The 21,605-nt window shown below is 59.3% G+C and carries 21 protein-coding genes and 1 pseudogene; 11 read left to right on the top strand and 11 right to left on the bottom strand.

The genetic code is table 11. The features are described 5' to 3' along the window. Nucleotides 1-172: 172 nt before the first annotated feature. Together ACYZT6_RS05190 and ACYZT6_RS05185 are read left to right on the top strand one after the other, a co-directional pair. Nucleotides 173-733 (top strand): glycine cleavage system transcriptional repressor, encoded by a 561-nt coding sequence (locus tag ACYZT6_RS05190; protein WP_109628402.1) that lies wholly within the window; start codon nt 173-175, stop codon nt 731-733. A 10-nt stretch (nt 734-743) separates the two neighbouring features. Then, nucleotides 744-1,217 (top strand): peroxiredoxin, encoded by a 474-nt coding sequence (locus ACYZT6_RS05185; RefSeq protein ID WP_010462257.1) that lies wholly within the window; start codon nt 744-746, stop codon nt 1,215-1,217. Between the two features lie 131 nt (nt 1,218-1,348). Here the strand turns inward: ACYZT6_RS05185 and ACYZT6_RS05180 are convergent, their stop codons facing one another. Both ACYZT6_RS05180 and ACYZT6_RS05175 read right to left on the bottom strand, forming a co-directional pair. Further along, a complete protein-coding gene (locus ACYZT6_RS05180; protein ID WP_462026003.1) occupies nt 1,349-2,419 on the bottom strand; it encodes an AI-2E family transporter in 1,071 nt (356 codons plus the stop codon). A gap of 31 nt (nt 2,420-2,450) precedes the next feature. Then, nucleotides 2,451-2,690: a sulfurtransferase TusA family protein gene (locus tag ACYZT6_RS05175; protein ID WP_028621876.1), complete on the bottom strand. Its 240-nt coding sequence runs from the start codon at nt 2,688-2,690 to the stop codon at nt 2,451-2,453. Nucleotides 2,691-2,788: 98 nt separating this feature from the next. Here ACYZT6_RS05175 and ACYZT6_RS05170 point away from each other — a divergent pair, with 98 nt between their 5' ends. Further along, on the top strand, nt 2,789-4,222 hold the full coding sequence (locus tag ACYZT6_RS05170) for a M48 family metalloprotease (RefSeq protein WP_403098978.1): 1,434 nt from the start codon (nt 2,789-2,791) through the stop codon (nt 4,220-4,222). Nucleotides 4,223-4,302: 80 nt separating this feature from the next. Here ACYZT6_RS05170 and ACYZT6_RS05165 read toward each other — a convergent pair whose 3' ends face one another. The 4 genes from ACYZT6_RS05165 to rpoE form a co-directional block, all read right to left on the bottom strand. Next, nucleotides 4,303-5,730 (bottom strand): DegQ family serine endoprotease, encoded by a 1,428-nt coding sequence (locus ACYZT6_RS05165; protein WP_462026002.1) that lies wholly within the window; start codon nt 5,728-5,730, stop codon nt 4,303-4,305. Between the two features lie 182 nt (nt 5,731-5,912). Then, complete coding sequence (locus tag ACYZT6_RS05160; RefSeq protein ID WP_462026001.1) at nt 5,913-6,869, bottom strand: MucB/RseB C-terminal domain-containing protein; 957 nt, start codon at nt 6,867-6,869, stop codon at nt 5,913-5,915. 8 nt (nt 6,870-6,877) lie between these two features. Further along, nucleotides 6,878-7,465, bottom strand: a complete 588-nt coding sequence (locus tag ACYZT6_RS05155; RefSeq protein WP_403098970.1) for a sigma-E factor negative regulatory protein — start codon at nt 7,463-7,465, stop codon at nt 6,878-6,880. Nucleotides 7,466-7,495: 30 nt separating this feature from the next. Continuing rightward, nucleotides 7,496-8,077, bottom strand: a complete 582-nt coding sequence (rpoE, locus tag ACYZT6_RS05150; RefSeq protein ID WP_007944079.1) for an RNA polymerase sigma factor RpoE — start codon at nt 8,075-8,077, stop codon at nt 7,496-7,498. Between the two features lie 558 nt (nt 8,078-8,635). Between rpoE and nadB the strand changes: the two genes are divergently transcribed. Further along, on the top strand, nt 8,636-10,252 hold the full coding sequence (gene nadB / locus ACYZT6_RS05145) for an L-aspartate oxidase (protein WP_462026000.1): 1,617 nt from the start codon (nt 8,636-8,638) through the stop codon (nt 10,250-10,252). Here the strand turns inward: nadB and ACYZT6_RS05140 are convergent. Continuing rightward, nucleotides 10,221-10,673: a protein YgfX gene (locus ACYZT6_RS05140; protein ID WP_462025999.1), complete on the bottom strand. Its 453-nt coding sequence runs from the start codon at nt 10,671-10,673 to the stop codon at nt 10,221-10,223. The genes nadB and ACYZT6_RS05140 overlap by 32 nt on opposite strands. Beyond that, nucleotides 10,657-10,911, bottom strand: coding sequence for an FAD assembly factor SdhE (locus tag ACYZT6_RS05135; RefSeq protein WP_007944081.1), 255 nt, complete (start codon nt 10,909-10,911; stop codon nt 10,657-10,659). The genes ACYZT6_RS05140 and ACYZT6_RS05135 overlap by 17 nt, the downstream gene beginning before the upstream one ends. Before the next feature lie 149 nt (nt 10,912-11,060). On the opposite strand from ACYZT6_RS05135, the gene ygfZ reads away from it, so the two are divergent. Further along, nucleotides 11,061-12,002, top strand: a complete 942-nt coding sequence (gene ygfZ / locus ACYZT6_RS05130; protein WP_462025998.1) for a CAF17-like 4Fe-4S cluster assembly/insertion protein YgfZ — start codon at nt 11,061-11,063, stop codon at nt 12,000-12,002. 35 nt (nt 12,003-12,037) lie between these two features. Beyond that, nucleotides 12,038-12,859 carry an HDOD domain-containing protein gene (locus ACYZT6_RS05125; protein ID WP_462025997.1) on the top strand — a complete coding sequence of 274 codons (822 nt, stop codon included), beginning with the start codon at nt 12,038-12,040 and terminating at the stop codon, nt 12,857-12,859. Nucleotides 12,860-12,987: 128 nt separating this feature from the next. Here the strand turns inward: ACYZT6_RS05125 and ACYZT6_RS05120 are convergent, their stop codons facing one another. Together ACYZT6_RS05120 and ACYZT6_RS05115 are read right to left on the bottom strand one after the other, a co-directional pair. Next, nucleotides 12,988-14,376, bottom strand: a complete 1,389-nt coding sequence (locus tag ACYZT6_RS05120) for a sensor histidine kinase (RefSeq protein ID WP_462025996.1) — start codon at nt 14,374-14,376, stop codon at nt 12,988-12,990. Next, complete coding sequence (locus ACYZT6_RS05115; RefSeq protein WP_462025995.1) at nt 14,369-15,040, bottom strand: response regulator; 672 nt, start codon at nt 15,038-15,040, stop codon at nt 14,369-14,371. Before ACYZT6_RS05115 ends, ACYZT6_RS05120 begins: the two co-directional genes overlap by 8 nt. Nucleotides 15,041-15,275: 235 nt before the next feature. Between ACYZT6_RS05115 and ACYZT6_RS05110 the strand changes: the two genes are divergently transcribed. The 5 genes and pseudogenes from ACYZT6_RS05110 to ACYZT6_RS05090 all read left to right on the top strand — a co-directional run bounded on the left by ACYZT6_RS05110 (nt 15,276) and on the right by ACYZT6_RS05090 (nt 20,652). Continuing rightward, nucleotides 15,276-16,568, top strand: coding sequence for an OprD family porin (locus tag ACYZT6_RS05110; RefSeq protein WP_462025994.1), 1,293 nt, complete (start codon nt 15,276-15,278; stop codon nt 16,566-16,568). A 39-nt stretch (nt 16,569-16,607) separates the two neighbouring features. Continuing rightward, nucleotides 16,608-17,585 carry a Bug family tripartite tricarboxylate transporter substrate binding protein gene (locus tag ACYZT6_RS05105; RefSeq protein WP_462025993.1) on the top strand — a complete coding sequence of 326 codons (978 nt, stop codon included), beginning with the start codon at nt 16,608-16,610 and terminating at the stop codon, nt 17,583-17,585. A 58-nt stretch (nt 17,586-17,643) separates the two neighbouring features. After that, nucleotides 17,644-18,102 (top strand): tripartite tricarboxylate transporter TctB family protein, encoded by a 459-nt coding sequence (locus tag ACYZT6_RS05100; RefSeq protein ID WP_462025992.1) that lies wholly within the window; start codon nt 17,644-17,646, stop codon nt 18,100-18,102. A gap of 1 nt (nt 18,103) precedes the next feature. Then, on the top strand, nt 18,104-19,618 hold the full coding sequence (locus tag ACYZT6_RS05095) for a tripartite tricarboxylate transporter permease (protein ID WP_462025991.1): 1,515 nt from the start codon (nt 18,104-18,106) through the stop codon (nt 19,616-19,618). Further along, nucleotides 19,611-20,652 (top strand): annotated as a pseudogene (locus ACYZT6_RS05090) (AbrB family transcriptional regulator). Before ACYZT6_RS05095 ends, ACYZT6_RS05090 begins: the two are co-directional and overlap by 8 nt. Before the next feature lie 146 nt (nt 20,653-20,798). Here ACYZT6_RS05090 and ung read toward each other — a convergent pair. Continuing rightward, nucleotides 20,799-21,491: a uracil-DNA glycosylase gene (ung, locus tag ACYZT6_RS05085; protein ID WP_462025990.1), complete on the bottom strand. Its 693-nt coding sequence runs from the start codon at nt 21,489-21,491 to the stop codon at nt 20,799-20,801. Between the last annotated feature and the right edge of the window lie 114 nt (nt 21,492-21,605).

Raw genomic sequence — 21,605 nt, 5'->3', positions numbered from 1 at the left:
CCTCCATTTTCGGCATCACAAGCCCCGATCCAGCGTTGCCACCCCTCGCTCTTGCCTTGATGGAGCACGTTGCAACCTTCGGCCCGGGTTTTCTGAATTCGCATCCGCAGGCTCGCCCCCGGTAGTAAAAGCCCGTAAAAGTATCGACCGCTCATCGCTTTAGGAATGCTGCATGTCCACCCCCACAGTTCGCGAACAATTCCTTGTCATCAGTGCCCTCGGCGCCAACCCCATGGAGCTGACTAACGTCCTGTGCCGCGCCAGCCATGAAAACCGCTGCGCCGTGGTCACCTCTCGCCTGACCCGTCATGGCGAGTGCAGCGCGTTGATCCTCGAGATCTCCGGCAGCTGGGACGCCCTGGCGCGCCTGGAAGGCAGCCTTTCGGGCCTCGCCAAGAAGCACGCATTCACCGTTAACGTGGTGCGTAGCGCGGCGCTGGAGAATCGTCCTCAGGCCTTGCCTTACGTCGCTTATGTCAGCTCGGCCTATCGCTCGGACATCATCAACGAGCTGTGCCAGTTCTTCATGGACCACAACGTCGAGCTGGAAAACCTGACTTGCGACACGTATCAGGCGCCGCAAACCGGTGGCACCATGCTCAACGCTACGTTTACCGTGACGCTGCCGGCCGGCGTGCAGATCAGTTGGCTGCGCGATCAGTTCCTGGATTTCGCCGACGCGCTGAACCTGGACGCGCTGATCGAACCGTGGCGCCCACAAAACCCAATGTAAGGAAGCTTTCATGGCCGTTGCCATCGACCAACCGGTTGCCGACTTCGAAGCACCCGCCACCAATGGACAGACCGTCAGCCTCGCCGGCCTTAAAGGCAAGCAAGTGGTGATTTACTTCTATCCGAAGGACAGCACGCCGGGCTGCACCACTCAGGGTCAGGGCTTTCGCGATCAACTGGACGCCTTTAAAGCGGCCAATACGGAAGTGTTCGGCGTGTCGCGCGACAGCCTGAAATCCCACGAAAACTTCAAGGCCAAGCAGGCGTTCACCTTTGAGCTGATCAGCGACAAGGAAGAAGCGCTGTGCCAGTTGTTTGATGTGATCAAGCTGAAAAAGCTGTATGGCAAGGAGTACATGGGCGTTGATCGCAGCACGTTCCTGATTGATAAGGACGGTGTGCTGCGTCAGGAATGGCGCGGCGTGAAGGTGCCGGGGCATGTGGATGCGGTGTTGGCTGCGGCTCAGGCGTTGAACAAGGCCTGATTTCTTCGGCGTCTGTTCGGGCGCCTTCGCGGGCAAGCCTCGCTCCTACAAGTTAGCGGCGTTCATCGACTTGTAGGAGCGAGCGGTGCGGCGATCCGACTTGCCCGCGAAGAGGCCCTCAAGGCGAACAGTTAAAGCAACGGCGCCACCACCGGCTCCTTCCGAGGCCACGCATCCAGCACAGCCTTGAACAGCGTCGCCAGCGGAATCGCAAAGAACACACCCCAAAACCCCCACAACCCCCCAAACAACAACACCGCGCAGATAATCGCCACCGGATGCAGATTGACCGCTTCCGAGAACAACAGCGGCACCAGCACATTACCGTCCAGGACCTGGATAATCCCGTAGACCGCCATCAGATAGATGAACTGGTCACTCCAGCCCCACTGGAACAGCGCAATCAGCAGCACCGGCACGGTCACCACCACCGCTCCGACATACGGCACCACCACCGACACGCCCACCAGCAACGCCAGCAGCGCCGAATAGTTGAGCCCCAAAACAACGAAACCGATGTAGGTCGCGCCACCGCAAATGACGATCTCGATGCCTTTGCCGCGAATGTAGTTGGCAATCTGCCGGTTCATTTCGTGGGCGACCCGGGTAATCAGCGCCCGTTCACGCGGCAGATAACCGCGCACCCACTGGCCGATCATCTCGCGGTCCTTGAGGAAGAAGAACACCAGGATCGGCACCAGCACCAGATAGATCATGATGTTCACCAGCAACGGCAGGCTCGACAGCGAGAACGTCAGCGCCCACTGACCGAACTTGCCGATCTCGCCCCGCGCCACTTCGATGGCCTGCAACACTTGCTCGTCAGATACCAGGTGCGGATAACGCTCGGGCAGCAGCAACAGCAGCGATTGCCACTTGGCAAGCATGCCGGGCAGTTCATTGAACAGCGTGATCAACTGATGCCAGAGCAACGGCACCACGACAACAATGAACACCAGCAATACGCCCATGAACAACGCGAAAACCAGCCCCACCGCTACCCCGCCGGGCATGCGCAGGCGTTCGAGGGTAACGACCAGGCCTTGCATCAGATACGCCAACACCATCCCGGCCAGCACCGGCGCGAGCATGCCGCCCAAGGTGAGTACGGCGGTAAAGGCCAGAAACAGCAGCACCGCCAGCACCACGGCTTCTTCGTCGGAAAAGTAGCGCTGAATCCAGTCGCGTAACACCTTGAACATCAATAATCCTTAGAAACGAACGCAGCAGGTTTCAGGCTTTTTTCAGCCAGTAGCGGTAAACACCCGCCTCATCTTCTTCGCGAAGCAGCGTATGACCGGCCAATCGGGCAAAGGTGCGAAAGTCGCGCTGGGAACCCGCATCGGTGGCGATCACCTTGAGTACCGCGCCACTGGCCATTCGATTGAGCTCCAGCTTGGCCTTGAGCAACGGCAAAGGGCAATTCAGGCCACTGGCGTCCAGCTCGGCGTCATGGGCTACAGCGTCGGTCATTACATCGCTCCGGGTCAGGTGGTGGAGTTGCCTAGAATATCTGGTCCCAAGCCAAGTGTCCGGCTACAGTAAGGTCTTTGTCGACTAAGGCTTTGTGCATGACTTTTTTGCGCCCTACCCTGCTGACGCTCGCTTGCCTGCTCGCCTCACCGGGCTTCGCCGACGACCTGCCGTCACTCGGTGACGCCAGTTCTGCCATTGTCTCGCCGCAACAGGAATATCAATTGGGTCGTGCGTGGCTGGCACTGTTGCGCAGCCAGGTCTCGCAGCTCAACGATCCACAGCTCAAGGATTACGTCGAATCCAGCGTTTACCGACTGGTGGAAACCAGCCAGGTCAATGACCGGCGCCTGGAGTTCATCCTGATCAACAGCCCGCAGCTCAACGCCTTTGCGGCGCCGGGCGGGATTGTCGGGGTCAACGGCGGTCTGTTCCTCAATGCGCAAACCGAGGGCGAATACGCTTCGGTACTGGCGCACGAATTGGCTCACTTGTCGCAGCGCCACTTTGCCCGTGGCGTTGAAGCCCAACAGCGCATGCAAGTACCGATGATGGCTGCCCTGCTGGCCGGGATCGTCATTGCGGCTGCCGGTGCCGGTGACGCCGGGATCGCGGCGATTGCGGGCACTCAGGCGGCGGCGATTCAGGAACAGCGCCGCTTCTCGCGCCAGAACGAACAGGAAGCCGACCGCATCGGCATCCTCAATCTGGAAAAGGCCGGTTACGACCCACGGTCGATGCCGACCATGTTCGAGCGGTTGATGCGTCAGTATCGCTTTGACGCCAAGCCGCCGGAATTCCTCCTGACTCACCCGGTGACCGAATCGCGGATCGCCGACACCCGCAACCGCGCCGAGCAGGCCAAACCAGGCGGCGTCGAAGACACCATGCGGTATCAGTTGATTCGTGCACGCGTTCAGCTGGTCTATGAAGAAACCCCTGGCCTGGGCGCCAAGCGTTTCCGCGCGCAACTCGATGAAAACCCGAAAAACGACGTCGCCCGGTATGGCTTGGCGATCGCCCAGATCAAGGGCGGCCAGTTGAACGAGGCTCGCGAGAATCTCAAGCTGCTGCTGGCCAAATCACCGAACGAGATCATCTACAACCTGGCGCAGGTCGACCTGGACATCACCAACAATCGTCTGCCCGATGCTCAAACACGGGTTGACCGGATGCTGACCCAGTACCCTGGCAACTATCCGCTGAACCAGGTGCGTGTCGATCTGCTTCTGAAACAAAACCGCGCCGCCGATGCCGAGAAGGCGCTTGAAGGGCTGCTCAAGTCGCGCCCGGACGATCCGGACGTGTGGTATCAGGTGGCCGAGACGCGCGGCCTGTCAGGCAACATCATCGGCCTGCATCAGGCTCGCGCGGAGTACTTCGCCCTGGTGGGCGACTATCGTCAGGCTATTCAACAACTGGACTTCGCCAAGCGCAAGGCCGGCACCAACTTCCCGTTGTCGTCGCGTATCGACGCCCGCCAGCGTGAGTTGATGGAGCAGGAGCGCATGGTCAAGGACATGATGGGCTGACCCGCTTCGGTAATACAAAAGCTTCAGGCACAAAAAAACCGCCTCTTTCGAGGCGGTTTTTTATTCAGCCGACAACCGGTTTATTCAGCCAGTTTGAAGGTGATGAAGCTGGCACGACCTTGACGCAGAACCCGCATGGACACCGAACGATTCTTCGGCAGTGCCTTGGCGATTTCAGCGAACTCTTTGCTGTCGTTGATTGCCTGGTTGTTCAGGTGAGTGATCACATCATTTGGCTGCAAGCCGATGAGCGATGCAGGACCGTCCTGAACTTCCTTGATCACCACACCACCTTTGAGGTCGTAGGTTTTCTTCTGCTCAGCGGTCAGATCAGCGACTGCAACACCCAGACGATTGCTGTTGGTTTCAGCACCGGACTTGAGTTTCGAGTCCAGCTCTTTGCCTTCGTCAGGGATCGCGCCAACTGTCAGCTCGACATTCTTGCGCTTGCCGTCACGAATCACTTCAAGTTTGGCCTTCTCGCCTTCTTTCAGTGCGCCCACCAAGTGCGGCAGATCGGCGGACATGACGATCGGTTGACCGTTCATGCTCAGGATCACGTCGCCGACTTGCAGATCACCCTTGGCAGCCGGGCCATCTTCCTGGATCTGGGCCACCAGAGCACCGGCCGGCTTCTCAAGACCGAACGACTCGGCCAGATCCTTGTTCACTTCCTGAATCACGACACCCAACCAGCCACGGCTAACTTTGCCGCCACTTTTCAGCTGATTTGAAACGTCCATGGCCACATCGATAGGGATCGCGAACGATACGCCCATGAAGCCACCGGAACGGGTGTAGATCTGCGAGTTGATCCCGACCACTTCACCGGCCAGATTGAACAGCGGGCCGCCTGAGTTACCCGGGTTGATGGGCACGTCAGTCTGGATGAACGGCACATAATTTTCGTTCGGCAGGCTTCGACCGACAGCGCTGACGATGCCCTGGGTCACGGTATGGTCGAAACCGAACGGCGAGCCGATCGCCACGACCCATTGGCCGGCCTTCAGGTCCTGAGATTTGCCCAGCTTCAGGACTGGCAGATCCTTGCCTTCGATTTTCAGCAACGCCACGTCGGAACGTGGATCGGTGCCAACCAGCTTGGCTTTCAACTCACTGCGGTCGGAGAGACGGACGAGAATTTCGTCGGCATCGGCGATCACGTGGTTGTTGGTCAGGATGTAGCCGTCAGGCGAAATGATGAAACCCGAACCCAGGGACTGCGCTTCACGCTGGCGATCACCGCGAGGCGAGCGTGGCTGCTGCGGCATACCCCGCTCGAAGAATTCGCGTAGCGCGGGTGGCAAGCCTTCCAGGTCGGGCATCTGACCGGACACTTTGCGGTCCGGCAGCTTTTGCGTAGTACTGATGTTTACCACCGCGGGCGAGGCCTGCTCGACCAGTTGGGTGAAGTCAGGCAATTCGACTGCTTGAGCAGTGACCGCCTGACCGAGCACCAGCACGGTGGCAAAAATGGAAAGATAAGACTTCAAGCGTGGTATCGACATACGGCTCCCGTTACGACGAGCATGGTTAAGCGATATGGAGCAAGGAACACCGGGAAAGATACGCCGGTATTATTGTTCCGGGAACAACAAAACAAGGCCAGAGCCGTGAGGCTCTGACCTATAGAAAAATTCAGGTTTTTTTGCAAATTGAAATGCTCACCAAACATTTCGGCATCAGCTCACTACTTGGTTGTAGTGGCATCGGTGCGCATGGACAGCGCAATCCGTTCAGCAGTACCAATCGGGATCTCGCCAACCACAGTCACCATCATCTCGCCTTGAGGGGTGGTCAAGCGTCGAGAAACAGCAACGGTTGGGCCTAACTGGGTGCGGGTGTCGGTGACTGTCGCACCGTTCAACGGCTCGAGGAATACCGAGAAACGCGCCAGACCATCGTCGTACATCAGACTGTTGACCTGGGTTTTTGTCTCTGGATCCTTGCGGGCGCTGCTGCTGGTCAACTCGAAACCGGGTGGAAGCCAGTCAGAATGCCAAGCCTGGGCGGTCTTGACCGCGGAAGCCTTGTCACCATCGAGGGTGACCGCCTTGCAATCGTCGCCGGCCTTCAAGTCGCTTTCCGACGGCACGCTGGCAGTGTCCAATTGAGTGAACTGGAAACGTTCCAGTAACTGCCCTTTGTCATTGAGTAACAATGACTTCAGCGGCAAGCCGGTTTCCTTATCAAGGTGAAGCTCAAAACCGTAGCGATGCTGATCACGCGGCTTCAGTGAAACAATCACTGCCGCACGCCCAGCCACACGCGACTTGCCAATGACGGCAAGGTCATACCAATTTTTCAGCTTTTGTGGATCGAGTGCACGAGCTGCGGAGTTGGGTGAGTCCCCAAGCCCTGCTATCAGAAGGCCACTGACGCATTGAGTATGCCCATCAATGCGCACGACTTCCTGTGCTGAGCCGTCGAGCTGGAGTAAACGCTCGCGGACCTTGCCGTCCTGGACGCGGTGCCAGATGTTATGGGTAGAAAAGCTACCGTTACGCTCGTAAACGAAAGTGCCGTGAAAGCTTTGCTGTTGCTCGGCCTGACCAAGACGGGTCAACCAGTCCTGGGCTTCATCGGCGTGGGCTGGAACAACAAACCAGCCACCGAGCAGAAGCGAAAGTAGAGGTATGGCGCGCATGATCCTCCTTAACGGTTTTCCAGGCTTGCTGCACGAGCGTAAGGCAGAGCGCTCTCAGTACCTTTCAGTGCTGCCTGTTGAGCATGTTGGCGCAAGTAGCCTGGCAGACGCTGATCGTGCCAGCCTGGTTGACCTTGCAATACGCCGTTGGCCATAGGGCCAGTGGCTTCCGAACTCTCATTATAGCCTGCCAAAACAGCTGGACCCTTGACCTGAGGAACGGCCAATCCCGGCTGAGTGGATTGCTGAGCGAGTTCGACACCAGCGATCTCGTCCTGGTTGTACAGACGCACACCTGCCAGCACGGCAACGGTCACCGAAGCAGCGACAGCCAGACGACCCAGGCTGCGCCATGGACCACGGGAGGCTTTTGCCGGTACGGCTTCGTCGGCCAGAGCAGCAGAAACTGCCGCGGCAATGTCCAGACGTGGAAGCAGCAGATCCTTGTGCATAACTGCCCGAGCGATCTGATAACGAGCCCAAGTTTCACGGGTTTCAACATCGTCGAAGGCATTTAATACCCGACGCAATTCCAGTTCGTCCGCTTCGTTATCCATCACTGCGGACAGCGATTCCTGCAGGGCTTCACGACTCATGGCGTTCCTCTCTTGGCTATCGCCGCTGTCTCAGTTTTCCTGCAACAACGGCTGCAGGGCTTTATCGATGGCCTCCCGAGCGCGGAAAATCCGGGAGCGCACGGTACCCACCGGACATTGCATGACCGCCGCAATGTCCTCGTAACTCAGACCATCGAATTCACGTAAAGTTAAAGCCGTACGCAAATCTTCTGGCAGTTGCTGAATGGTTCGATGGACGGTGCCTTCGATCTCATCCCGCAGCAATGCACGCTCTGGCGACTCGAGATCCTTGAGGCCATGATCGCCATCGTAGAACTCTGCATCTTCGGAACTGACATCGCTATCCGGCGGCCGGCGGCCGCGTGAAACCAGATAATTCTTCGCCGTGTTGATGGCGATGCGGTAAAGCCACGTATAAAACGCGCTATCTCCGCGAAAATTTCCAAGTGCGCGGTAGGCCTTGATAAAGGCTTCCTGTGCCACATCCTGGGCTTCATGGGTGTCGTGCACGAAACGCACGATCAACCCGAGAATTTTGTGCTGGTATTTCAGCACTAGCAGATCGAAAGCTCGCTTGTCGCCGCGTTGAACGCGCTCGACGAGCTGCTGATCCTCTTCCTGGGTTAGCATGAACTCTCCTCGATAAGCTCGGAGGAGGCTTGCATAACTAAACAACCAGACTTGCAAACATAGACTCGGGCTTTTCGCAAAAGTTCTCCCCCTCCAAGCAAGTTTCCTGCGGGCTCTGATTTGGCACGCACGAAAAGCGCAGCTCGGCATGACCCGGCTGCGCGAATAATCTTGTCGTCGGATTCACTGGCAAGGACCAAACCGCACGTCCCGTCCTGAAACCGACACTGTCCATATTTTCAGGCACCGTCTATTGATCTTGGGCCTTTGGCAAAAGTTCCAAATATTTATAGCCGGACGAAAGGGACATTGTGCAACCGTGAATAGAAAAATACTGTTAAATCGACGATACAGTCGCCTTGTCGCCGAACCGGCCGAAAAAGCATCCGACGAAGCGTAAAGCATTTTCCGTCACAGTAGTTTCACAATGCCATATGCGCTCGGGTATTGTGCCGCTCCCCCCCTCTATATACTAGTGGGCTGTGTGGCCGCCTTGACTCGCCGTTCCAGGAGTCTTGCGCCAACCCCGACCCGGGTCGCTTTGAGCGGAATCCTGAAATGAGCCAACAGTTTCAACACGATGTTCTGGTCATTGGCAGCGGCGCTGCCGGTTTGAGCCTTGCGCTGACCTTGCCCGGTCATTTGCGCATCGCCGTACTGAGCAAAGGCGACCTCGCCAACGGCTCGACATTTTGGGCCCAGGGCGGCGTCGCTGCCGTTCTGGACGACACCGATACTGTCGAATCCCACGTCGACGACACCCTTAATGCCGGCGGTGGCCTTTGCCACGAAGACGCTGTGCGCTTTACCGTCGAGCACAGTAAAGAAGCCATTCAATGGCTGATCGACCAAGGTGTGCCATTCACTCGCGACGAACAGTCCGGCACCGAAGACGGTGGATTCGAATTTCACCTGACCCGCGAAGGCGGTCACAGTCATCGACGTATCATTCACGCCGCCGATGCCACGGGTGCGGCTATTTTCAGAACCTTGCTCGCCCAGGCAACACAAAGACCGAACATCGAACTGCTGGAACAGCGGGTTGCGGTCGATCTGATCACCGAAAAACGCCTGGGCCTCGAAGGCGATCGCTGTCTCGGCGCCTACGTCCTCAATCGCAGCACCGGCGAAGTCGACACCTACGGCGCGCGATTCGTGATCCTCGCATCCGGCGGCGCGGCAAAGGTCTACCTCTATACCAGCAACCCCGACGGCGCCTGCGGTGACGGCATCGCGATGGCGTGGCGTTCAGGCTGCCGAGTGGCAAACCTGGAGTTCAACCAGTTCCACCCGACCTGCCTATATCACCCGCAAGCCAAGAGCTTCCTGATCACTGAAGCGCTGCGCGGCGAAGGTGCGCACCTGAAGCTGCCCAACGGTGAGCGCTTCATGCATCGCTTCGACCCGCGTGCCGAACTCGCACCCCGGGACATCGTCGCCCGCGCCATCGACCATGAGATGAAACGCCTGGGTGTCGACTGCGTCTATCTGGACATCAGCCACAAGCCCGAAGCATTTATCAAGAGCCACTTCCCGACGGTGTATGAACGCTGTCTCGAGTTTTCCATCGACATCACCAAGCAACCGATCCCGGTGGTTCCAGCAGCGCACTACACCTGCGGTGGCGTGATGGTCGATCAGAACGGTCGCACCGACGTGCCGGGGCTGTATGCCATCGGCGAAACCAGCTTCACCGGCCTGCACGGCGCCAACCGCATGGCCAGCAATTCGCTGCTGGAGTGCTTCGTTTACGCCCGTTCGGCGGCGGCGGACATACTGGAACAGTTGCCGCAGGTTTCGATTCCGATCGCCCTGCCCGTCTGGGATGCGAGCCAGGTCACCGATTCCGACGAAGACGTGATCATTGCGCACAACTGGGATGAACTGCGGCGATTCATGTGGGACTACGTCGGCATCGTGCGCACAAACAAGCGCCTGCAACGCGCGCAGCACCGCGTGCGGCTGCTGCTGGACGAGATTGACGAGTTCTACAGCAACTATAAGGTCAGTCGGGATTTAATCGAGTTGCGCAATCTGGCCCAAGTGGCGGAGCTGATGATTCGGTCAGCCATGGAGCGCAAGGAAAGTCGCGGCCTGCATTACACCCTCGACTACCCGAATATGCTGCCGGTCGCGATGGACACTATTCTGGTGCCGCCCACCTACGTCGACTAAATGTGAGCCTCACCCGCAGGCGTCGGTGCAAATCGGCGGCCTGCGAATCGTGGGGAACGCAGATCGACCTGACTCGGCGTTCGTCCCGCAATCGAAAACGCAGGACCACCACCATTGGCAACGCCAGGCTGTCTGGTCGCAGCTGCACGGGCTGCCAACCTGAGGCCTGACTCCACAACTGCCAGCCATCGGCATCGCGACGCAAGCCGCGGAATGCCTGTGGATGTGTCAGCGAAATCTGTCGCGGCAACAACCAGAATCCGTGAATCACACACAGCGTCATGCCAAGCAGACTGGCCCAGAGCGGAATAGAAAGAAGAAGCAATGAACCCAGCGCGAACAGCTGGGCCACAAGATACGCCGCCAGCAACTGCCGCGAGGCATGCCAGCGGCATTCGAACGCATTACTTGGGCTGGACACGATCCAGGATCATGCGAACCATTCGCTGAAGCTCCGGATCCTCCGATTCGGCGCGTTCCATGAACCAGCCGAACATGTCCTGATCTTCGCATTCGAGCAGCTTGCGGTAGCAATCGCGGTCGACGTCGTTGAGATGCGGGTAGACCTCTTTCACGAACGGCACCAGCAATACGTCAAGCTCGAGCATGCCGCGGCGGCTGTGCCAGTAGAGGCGATTCAGTTCAACATCTTCGACCATGGAGCGCTCCTCAAATAGGCGGCAAGTATACAGCCCCGAGCCCGGTCGAACACTCGGCTTTGGTCGGGCGCCATCGATCCTTTGTGAACTACCCATTTCGAGAGCGCCCCCTTATGATGTCCCCCAGACTCTTTACCCTGCGATGACCCATGGCCGATTCTGCTTTTTTCTGCACCCTGTCCCATGAAGGCGTTCTTGCAGTCCGCGGCGCGGACGCCAGCAAATTCCTGCAAGGCCAATTGACCTGCAACCTCAATTACCTGAGCGACGCCCAGGCCAGTCTCGGTGCCCGCTGCACGCAGAAAGGCCGGATGCAATCAAGTTTCCGCATCGTGCTGGAAGGTGACGGCGTTCTGCTGGCGATGGCCACCGAACTGCTCGAACCGCAGTTGGCAGACCTGAAAAAGTACGCCGTGTTCTCCAAATCCAAACTGACCGATGAAAGCGCCGCCTGGGTCCGTTTCGGCCTCGATCATGGCGATGCCGCACTGAGCAGCCTGGGTCTTGAGTTACCGGCAGACACCGACAGCGTCGTGCGCCATGAAGGTCTGATCGCCATTCGCGTCTCGCCGGATCGCGCGGAACTGTGGGTCGCGGCTGACAAGGTCGACGTCACCAAGGGCAAGTTGACCGCCCTGCTGGCCAAAGGCAATCTGAATCAATGGCTGTTGGGCCAGATCCGCGCAGGGATCGGCCAGGTCATGCCAAGCACCCGCGAGTTGTTCATTCCGCAGATGCTGAACTTGCAAGCCGTCGGTGGCGTGAGTTTCAAAAAGGGTTGCTACACCGGCCAGGAAATCGTCGCGCGCATGCAGTACCTGGGCAAACTCAAGCGCCGCTTGTATCGCCTGACACTGGATGCCAGCGCATTACCCGAACCCGGCACGCAATTGTTTTCCCCGTCCCACGGCAGCTCTATCGGTGAAGTGGTGCTGGCCGCCAACGCCGGGCAAAACATTGAACTCCTGGCCGTGCTGCAAGCCGAAGCAGCAGAAGGTGGCGATTTACATCTGGGCACCCTCGAAGGGCCAGCCCTGCACCTGCTCGACCTGCCTTATCAACTGGATCGCGATCGCGAAATCCAGCGTTAACCGCAGCACTTGTTGCAACACCCTAGAGAAAAGAAATGAGCGAGCTGGCGGATAAGGTCCAACAGGATTTGGTTGAGGCCATCGATAACGATGACCTGGTTCTGCCAACGTTACCGGAAGTGGCCCTGCAGATTCGCAAGGCCGCTGAAGATCCGGAGGTTAGTGTCAGCGCCCTGAGTAAAGTGATCGGCCGTGATACGGCGTTGTCGGCGCGCCTGATCAAAGTGGTCAATAGCCCGCTGCTGCGCGCGACTCAGGAAGTGACTGACCTGCACACGGCCATCACACGGCTGGGCGTCAACTACAGCAGTAATCTGGCGATCGGCCTGGTGATGGAACAGATTTTCCACGCCCGTTCTGAAGTGGTGGAGCAGAAAATGCGCGATGTCTGGCGTAAAAGCCTGGAAATCGCCGGGGTCAGCTATGCGCTGTGCCGCAGTTACACGCAACTCAAACCTGACCAGGCAGCCCTTGGCGGACTGGTGCATCAGATTGGCGTACTGCCGATCCTGACCTACGCCGAAGACCATTATGAATTGCTGGCTGACCCGGTCAGCCTCAACCATGTCATCGACCGCATTCATCCCTTGATCGGCGACAAGCTGCTCAGGGTCTGGGAATTTCCGGAAATGCTGGTGCAGTTGCCGGGGTTGTATCTGGATTTCAAGCGCCAGTCCGAGCGGGTCGATTATGTCGATCTGGTTCAGGTGGCCAGCCTTTATTGCCACAAGGACACCGACCACCCGCTGGCCCGCATCGACGCGTTCAGTGTGCCGGCCTTCAAGAAACTGGGGATTAATCCAGAGAACGAGGCAATGTGCCGGGATCTGGAAGAGTCGCGGTCGATGTTTTACTAGCCGAGACCGCGGCGCTTCCATCGCGAGCAGGCTCGCTCCCACAGGGGATCTTCGGTGTTTGTGAGATCCAGGGTGGGAGCGAGCCGGCTCCGGGCGGCGTTCCGACGATGGGGCCATATCAAACACCATCATTCTCCGGCAATAAAACTCACCCGCACCTTCAACCCCGCCTGTTCACCATCGTGCAGGCTGATCTGCGCCAGGTGCGCGCGACAAATCTCACCGACGATCGCCAGTCCGAGCCCAGACCCGGCCACCTGCTGATTACGTCGGTAAAAGCGCTCGAACACCCGATCCCGTTCATTAACGGGAATCCCCGGCCCGTCGTCCTCGACCTCCAGCACCGCCGGCGCCGTGACCCGCAAAATCACATTGCCGCCCGGCGGGGTGTGCGCGAGGGCGTTGTCCACCAGATTGCTCAGCAGCTCGTTCAACAGCGTCGGCTCACCGCGCAGCCACACCGGTTCGTCCGCCTCCAGCGCCAGGGCTACGCCGCGTGCATGGGCCAACGGCGCCATGGCCATGCCCAGTTCGCGCGCCAACTGACTCAGGTCCAACAACTGCGCGCCACCCTCGGCAATTGACCGGGCCCCGTTCTCTACCCGCGCCAGCGAAAGCAATTGATTGGCCAGGTGAGTCAAGCGATCGGTGCCTTGGGCAGCGGTTTCCAGGGTGCTGCGCCAGGTTTGCGGTTCGTTTGAACGCAGGCCCAGTTCGAGTCGCGCCTTGAGCGCCGCCAACGGCGTACGCAGTTCATGGGCGGCATCGGCGATGAACTGCGCCTGCCGCTCGAACTGCCCGCGCAGGCGCTCGGTAAAGTGATTGAGCGCGCGCACCAGCGGCCACAACTCGTGCTGCACTTCCACCAACGGCAAGGGCCGCAAGTCATCGGACTGACGTTCTTCCACCGCCGTGCGCAAGCGTTCCAGCGGACGCAACGCCGCGCTGACCGCAAACCACACCATCAGCAACGCACCGACCGCCAGCATGCCCAAACGCAGCAAGGTGTCCGCCGCCAGACTGCGGGCCATGGCGACCCGAGCCTCGTCGGTTTCTGCCACGCGGATTTCCGCCATGCCATTCATGTTCGGCTCGCTCACGGGCTTGAGCAGGCTCACTACGCGTACGTTTTGCCCTCGGTATTGGGCGTTATAGAAGCGTGCCAGTGCCGGATAGTCATCGGTACGCGGCGTTCCCGGAGGCGGCGGCGGGAGGTTTTCGTAACCGGAAATCAGCTTCTGATTGATGTCGTTGACCAGGTAAAAAATTCGCCCGGCACTGTCGTAGGCGAAGGTGTCGAGGGCCACGTAAGGCACGTCGGCGCTGAGGCTGCCATCGCGCTGGGACACGCCGGCGGCGATGGTCCGCGCCGACGCCAGCAGGGTCCGGTCATAAGCCGTGTCAGCGGCTTCGCGACCATTCCAGTACGCACTCAAACCACTGGCGAGCATTAACACCACCAACAACAGCGCGAGGTTCCACAACAACCGCCAGCGCAGGCTGCTGGGCTTATGCATCGCGGCCTTCCAGCAAATAACCGAGGCCGCGGAAGGTCACGATGGCAACCGGTTGGCCGTCTAGCTTTTTGCGCAGGCGGTGGACGTAGATTTCGATGGCATCCGGGCTGGCTTCTTCATCCAGGCCAAACACTTGGGAGGCCAGTTGCTCTTTGCTCATCACCCGACCAGGCCGGGCGATCAACGCTTCGAGTACCGCCTGTTCGCGGGAGGTCAGGGTCAGCAATTCTTCACCGAGGGTGAAGCGCCGAGTGTCCAGGTCATAGGCCAGCACACCGCAGCGTTGCTGGCGTTCACCGCCCAGCACACTGCGCCGCAACAAGGCTTTGACCCGTGCTTCAAGCTCGGTCAGTTCGAAAGGTTTGGCCAGGTAATCGTCGGCGCCGAGGTTGAGCCCGTGAACCCGATCCTTGACATCGCTGCGAGCGGTCAGCATCAGCACCGGCAAATTTTTGCCCCGGGCTCGCAGGCGCGCCAGCACTTCGAAACCATCCATGCGCGGCAAGCCCACATCGAGGATCGCGACCGCGTATTCCTCGCTGCTCAAGGCCAGGTCGGCCGCCACGCCGTCGTGCAGCACATCCACGGTGAGCCCGGTGCTTTTGAGCGCCTGGGCGACACTTTCGGCGAGCTGCAGATGGTCTTCGACGAGCAGGACACGCATGGATCTTTACCTCATTCAGGGATGGTCGACGCCATTCTTTGGCGCGGAGTTTACAGCCGCATCAGCCACTGTGAAGCCTGAACACCGCGAAAGTCTGCTGAAAGGTTAGCGAAAGGTTAGCCCGTTAGAGTCCAGCCACGGACAGTTTCGACTGCCGTCGCTACGCACATAGCGATACGAAAAACGCCTCGAAGCGTTTTCGCCAAATAAGAACAATAAAACGGAGTACTTCACGATGCTGTCTATGCAGCCTCAGGCTCGCCCGCCTGTTCGTTTCTCTCGCCTCAGCCACACCGCCCTTGCCAGTGCCGCCGCCTTCGCCGGCTTTTCGCCGTTGAGCCAGGCTGCCTTCTTCGAAGACAGTACGGCAACCCTCGAAACCCGCAACATGTATTTCAACCGTGATTTTCGCGACGGCACCAGTGCCCAGCAATCAAAGCGGGACGAATGGGCTCAGGGGTTCATGCTCAATCTGCAATCGGGTTACACCGACGGCACCGTGGGGTTCGGTGTCGATGCGTTGGGCATGCTCGGCGTCAAACTCGACTCGAGTCCCGACCGCACGGGCACCGGCCTGCTGCCGACCCACGATGACGGTCGCGCGGCGGATGAATATTCCAAGCTGGGCCTGACCGGCAAAGTGAAAATCTCGGCCACGGAACTGAAAATCGGCAGCCTGATTCCGGAGCTTCCGATCCTCAAGCCCAACGACGGGCGTATCCTGCCACAGACGTTTGAAGGCGGCCTGTTGACCTCCAAAGAGATCAAGAACCTGACCTTCACCGGCGGGCGCCTGGAGAAAGCCAAGGACCGCGACAGCACCGATTTCGAGGACATTGCCCTCAACAACAAGAACAGCCGTTTCGCCGGCACCGCGGCCGGTAAACACTTCGACTTTGGCGGCGTGGACTACAAGTTCACCGACAAGATCACCGGCAGCTACCACTTTGCGCAACTCGATGAAGTCTATAACCAGCACTTCCTCGGCATGGTGGCATCGGAAAAGTTTGGCCCCGGCACTGTCGGCACAGACCTGCGTCTGGCCATCAGCGACGATCAGGGCGCAGCCCGTGGCGGCAAGATCGACAACAAATCCCTCAACGGTCTGGTGAGCTATGCTCTGAGCGGGCATAAATTCAGTGCCGGTTATCAGCACATGTCCGGCGACAGCGCGTTCCCGTACGTTGATGGCAGCGATCCGTACCTTGTCAACTTCGTGCAGATCAACGACTTTGCCGGCGCCGAAGAACGCTCCTGGCAGGCGCGCTACGACTTTGACTTTGCCAGGCTCGGCATTCCCGGCCTGAGCTTCATGAGCCGTTACCTCAGCGGTGACAACATCAAGCTCAAGAACGGCGACGAAGGCAAAGAGTGGGAGCGCAACACCGAGATCAAATATGTTGTACAAAGCGGCGCCCTCAAGGACGTTGCCGTACGCCTGCGTAATGCCACCTACCGTTCCAACTACTCCGCTCGCGATGCCGATGAAGTGCGTCTGCTGGTGAGCTATAGCGTTGCCCTTTGGTAATTCAGTACGTCCATAACAAAAACTCTTAAGGAGACAAAGATGAACTTATCACTGCGTAAATTTGCTCTAGCCGCCAGCTGCATGCTGTTCGCCGGCCATCTGATGGCCGAGCCAAAACGCCCTGAATGCATCGCCCCAGCCTCGCCAGGCGGCGGTTTCGACCTGACCTGCAAACTGGCGCAAAGCGCGCTGGTGAACGAAAAACTGCTGACCAAGCCGATGCGCGTGACCTACATGCCCGGCGGTGTCGGCGCGGTGGCGTACAACGCGGTGGTTGCTCAACGTCCGGCGGATGCCGGCACGCTGGTAGCGTGGTCCAGCGGTTCGCTGCTGAACCTGGCCCAGGGAAAATTCGGTCGTTTCGATGAAACCAACGTTCGCTGGCTGGCGGCGGTTGGAACAAGCTATGGCGCCATCGCGGTGAAAAGCGACTCGCCTTACAAGTCCCTGGACGATCTGGTCCAGGCGCTGAAGAAAGACCCGAGCAAAGTGGTGATCGGCTCCGGCGGCACCGTCGGCAGCCAGGACTGGATGCAGACCGCGCTGATCGCCAAGGCCGCCGGGATCAACCCGCGCGACCTGCGTTACGTCGCCCTCGAAGGCGGCGGTGAAATCGCCACCGCCCTGCTCGGCGGTCACATCCAGGTCGGCAGCACCGACATTTCCGACTCCATGCCGCACATCCAGAGCGGTGACATGCGCTTGCTCGCCGTGTTCTCCGAGAAGCGTCTGGACGAGCCGGAAATGAAAGACATCCCGACCGCCAAAGAGCAAGGCTACGACATCGTCTGGCCAGTGGTTCGCGGTTTCTACCTCGGGCCAAAGGTCAGCGACGAAGACTACGCCTGGTGGAAAGAGGCCTTCGACAAACTGCTGGCGTCCGAAGACTTCGCCAAGCTGCGCGATCAGCGTGAGCTCTTCCCGTTCGCCATGACCGGCCCGGAGCTGGACACCTACGTGAAGAAGCAGGTTGCGGACTACAAAGTGCTGGCCAAAGAGTTCGGCCTGATCCAGTGATCGCCTCTGTCTAGCGGCCACGGTCCCGTTTCGCGGGGCCGTGGCACAGGAGTTTCCCATGCTCTTACAACGCATTTTTGCTTCGGTGCTGTTGCTGGCCTGTCTCAGCCTGGTGCTGATGGCCTGGCCTTACCAGGCACCTTTTTCCTACGAACCGATCGGACCACGGGCCTTCCCTCTGTTGATGTTGGGGCTGATGGGTTTGGGGCTGGTTTACATGGTGTATCGCCCCTCGCCCATCAAACACACCGATGAAGATCCGCCGATGGATCGCGAAACCCTGACCAAGATTGGCCTTTGCGTCGTGTTACTGCTGATCTTCGCCGGCCTGTTCGAACCCTTGGGCTTCATCCTCAGCAGCCTGCTGATTGGCATTCCGATGGCACGCCTGTACGGCGGACGCTGGTTGCCGAGCGTGGTGATCATCAGCCTGATGAGTATCGGTCTGTACCTGCTGTTCGACAAAGTCATGGACGTGCCACTGCCTCTGGGCCTGCTCGACGTTCTGGAGAACTGATATGGATACGCTTGGTTATTTGAGTCACGGCTTTGGCGTCGCACTGACCCCTTACAACCTGGTGACCGCACTCAGCGGCACGCTGATCGGCACCGTCGTCGGCCTGCTCCCCGGCCTGGGTCCGATCAACGGCGTGGCGTTGCTGATCCCGATCGCCTTCGCCCTCGGCCTGCCACCGGAGTCGGCGTTGATCCTGCTGGCCGCGGTTTATCTGGGTTGCGAGTACGGCGGCCGGATCAGTTCGATTCTGCTGAACATTCCGGGCGAAGCCTCCACCGTGATGACCACCCTCGATGGCTACCCGATGGCCCGTCAGGGGATGGCAGGGGTTGCGTTATCGCTTTCGGCGTGGAGTTCGTTCATCGGCGCCTTCATTGCGACCTGCGGGATGGTGGTGTTCGCACCGATTCTGGCGAAATGGGCGATTGCCTTCGGTCCGGCGGAATATTTCGTACTGATGGTGTTCGCGATTGTCTGCCTCGGCGGCATGGCGGGTGATCGACCACTGAAAACGTTTATTGCGGCGTTGATCGGACTGTTCCTGTCCACCGTCGGCATCGATGCCAACAGCGGTGTCTATCGCTTCACCGGCGACAACATTCACCTGACCGACGGCATTCAGTTTGTGGTGCTGGTACTGGGCCTGTTCTCCATCAGCGAAATCCTCTTGCTGCTGGAAAAAACCCACCGAGGCCAGGAAGCGTTCAAAGCCACCGGTCGCATGATGTTCAACTTCAAGGAAGCGGCTTCGGTGTTCTGGGTGAACATGCGTTGCGGTGTACTCGGGTTCATCATGGGCGTGCTGCCGGGGGCCGGGGCGACTCTGGCCAGTGCCGTGGCCTACATGACCGAGAAACGTATCGCTGGCCCTAGCGGAAAATTTGGACAAGGCGACAAGCGTGGTCTCGCCGCTCCGGAAACCGCCATCGGCGCTGAAGCCTGCGGCGCTCTGGTGCCGATGCTGACGCTGGGCGTTCCGGGTTCGGGCACGACGGCGGTGATGATCGGCGCACTGTCGCTGTACAACATCACCCCTGGCCCTCTGCTGTTTCAACAGCAACCTGACATCGTCTGGGGCCTGATCGCGTCGTTGTTCATCGCCAACATCATGCTGGTGATCCTCAACATCCCGATGATCCGCATCTTCACCCGCATCCTCGCCGTACCGAACTGGGCGCTGGTGCCAATGATCGCGATCATTACCGCCATCGGCGTTTTCGCGGTGCATGCCACCACCTTCGATCTGTTCCTGATGATCGGCATCGGCATCTTCGGCTACATTCTGCGCAAGCTCGACTTTCCGCTGTCGCCCGTTCTGCTGGGCTTCATCCTCGGAGGCTTGATGGAACAGAATCTGCGCCGCGCCTTATCGATCTCCAACGGGTCGCTGGAAATACTCTGGTCGAGCGGGATCACTATGGGTGTGTGGGCGTTGATCGCGGTGATGTTGTTGGTGCCGATCCTGCGGATCTGGCGCAAACGTTCGGCTGCTCGTCGCGCGGTCGCCGATGCTTGATCGAACACCCTTCAAAACCTGGTGGGGTACGCCGCTGGTCGGCGCGCTAGGGCGGTTACCTCGCCAGTCTGGTCGGCTGGCCGCTGCCGTGGATGGTCGGCTCGTTACTGGCGATCATCCTGGTGCGCTGCCTGACACCCTGGCAATTGGCGGAAATCCCTGGCGGCCGCAAGTGCGGCCAGTGGGTTGTCGGCATCGGCATCGGCCTGCACTTCACCCCGGTGGTGATGGAGCAGGTGTTGAGTCACTTCGGCCTGATCTTCTTCGGTGCGTTGATCACCAGCCTGTCCGCCGTGGTCGGGGTCTGGTTGATGCGGCGCACCGGGGAGGATCGCGCCACCGCGTTCTTTTCCAGCATGCCCGGCGGCTCCGGGGAGATGGTCAACCTCGGCGCGCGCAACGGCGCGGTGCTCAGCCGCGTGGCGGCGGGGCAAAGTTTGCGGGTGCTGGTGGTGGTGCTGTGTGTGCCGGCGGCGTTCAAATACTTGTTGGGCTACGGCGCACCGATCTTGCATCCAACCGCCGTCAATGGGTGGTGGCTGGCCCTTCTATTCCCGGCAGGCGCTTTGGCGGCCTGGCTCTGGGAACGTCTGCGTCAACCCAATCCGTGGCTGTTCGGGCCGTTGTTGGTGAGTGCAGCGGTGAGTATTGGCTGGGACCTGCACATCGGTTTGCCCAACGGTGGCAGCCAGATCGGCCAATGGCTGATCGGCAGCGGGTTGGGCTGTCACTTCAATCGGCAGTTTTTCCGGCGGGCACCTTCATTCATGGGGCGGACCTTGATCGGCACGGTGTTGACCATGTTGATCGCCACAGCGGCGGCGCTGGGATTGAGTGCACTGACCCATCTGGATCTGCGTTCGCTGACGTTGGGCATGATGCCCGGCGGCATTGCAGAGATGAGCCTGACGGCAGAAACCCTGCAATTGTCCGTACCGCTGGTGACGGCGATGCAGGTGATGCGGCTGTTGTTTGTGCTGTTTCTGGCGGAGCCGTTGTTCAGGTATTGGAATCGCGAGCCGGAACAACCCTGACCCGATCCCTGTGGCGAGGGGGCTTGCCCCCGTTGGGTCGCGAAGCGGCCCCTGCATTCTCCCAGTAAAACCGAATCTGCAGGATTTACGACTGCTGCGCAGCCGAACGGGGGCAAGCCCCCTCGCCACAAAAGCCCGCGAAGCTTTTAGACTGGCGGCAACCGCCATTCGATCGGCGTTTCGCCATTCTGCTCAAGATACTTGTTGGTCCGGCTGAAATGCCCGCACCCCAGAAAACCTCGATAGGCAGACAGCGGTGACGGATGCACCGAGGTCAGCACCAAGTGCTTGGTGGCATCGATGAGTTTCTGCTTGCTCTGGGCATGCGCCCCCCACAGCATGAACACTAGATGCGGTTGCTGTTGGCTGACCACTTCAATGATCCGATCGGTAAAAAACTGCCAGCCCTTGTCCTTGTGCGCGTTGGCGTTGGCGCGCTCCACGGTCATGGTGGTATTGAGCATCAACACGCCCTGATCCGCCCAGCTCTGCAGATAGCCGTGGCTGGGGATGTCGATGTTGAGGTCGCGTTTCAACTCTTTATAGATGTTCACCAGCGACGGCGGCGCCGGCACGCCCGGTTGCACCGAGAAGCACAGCCCGTGAGCCTGTCCCGGGCCGTGATAAGGGTCCTGACCGAGGATGACAACCTTGACCTTGTCCAGTGGTGTGGAGTTAAGTGCGTTGAAAATCATCGGTCCCGGAGGATAGATTTCCTTGCCCGCCGCGCGCTCCTGTTGCAGGAAATTACGCAACTCTGCCATGTAGGGCTGGTCGAATTCGGCACGCAGTGCCTCCTTCCAGCTCGGTTCGAGTTTGATACGGTCATCAGCAGTCATGGTTACATCCGGCAAAAACAATGGGGCGAACCCTAGGAAAGCCCATCACGCTTGTCAATTGATCTGACGCAGATCCGGCACTTTCCTGTACAGCGATCATACTGAACGCTCAAT

The sequence above is a fragment of the Pseudomonas sp. RT6P73 genome (assembly GCF_054897715.1).
The sequence above is the reverse complement of the archived record's forward strand: the minus strand, read 5'-3'. Positions and strand labels throughout refer to the sequence as shown.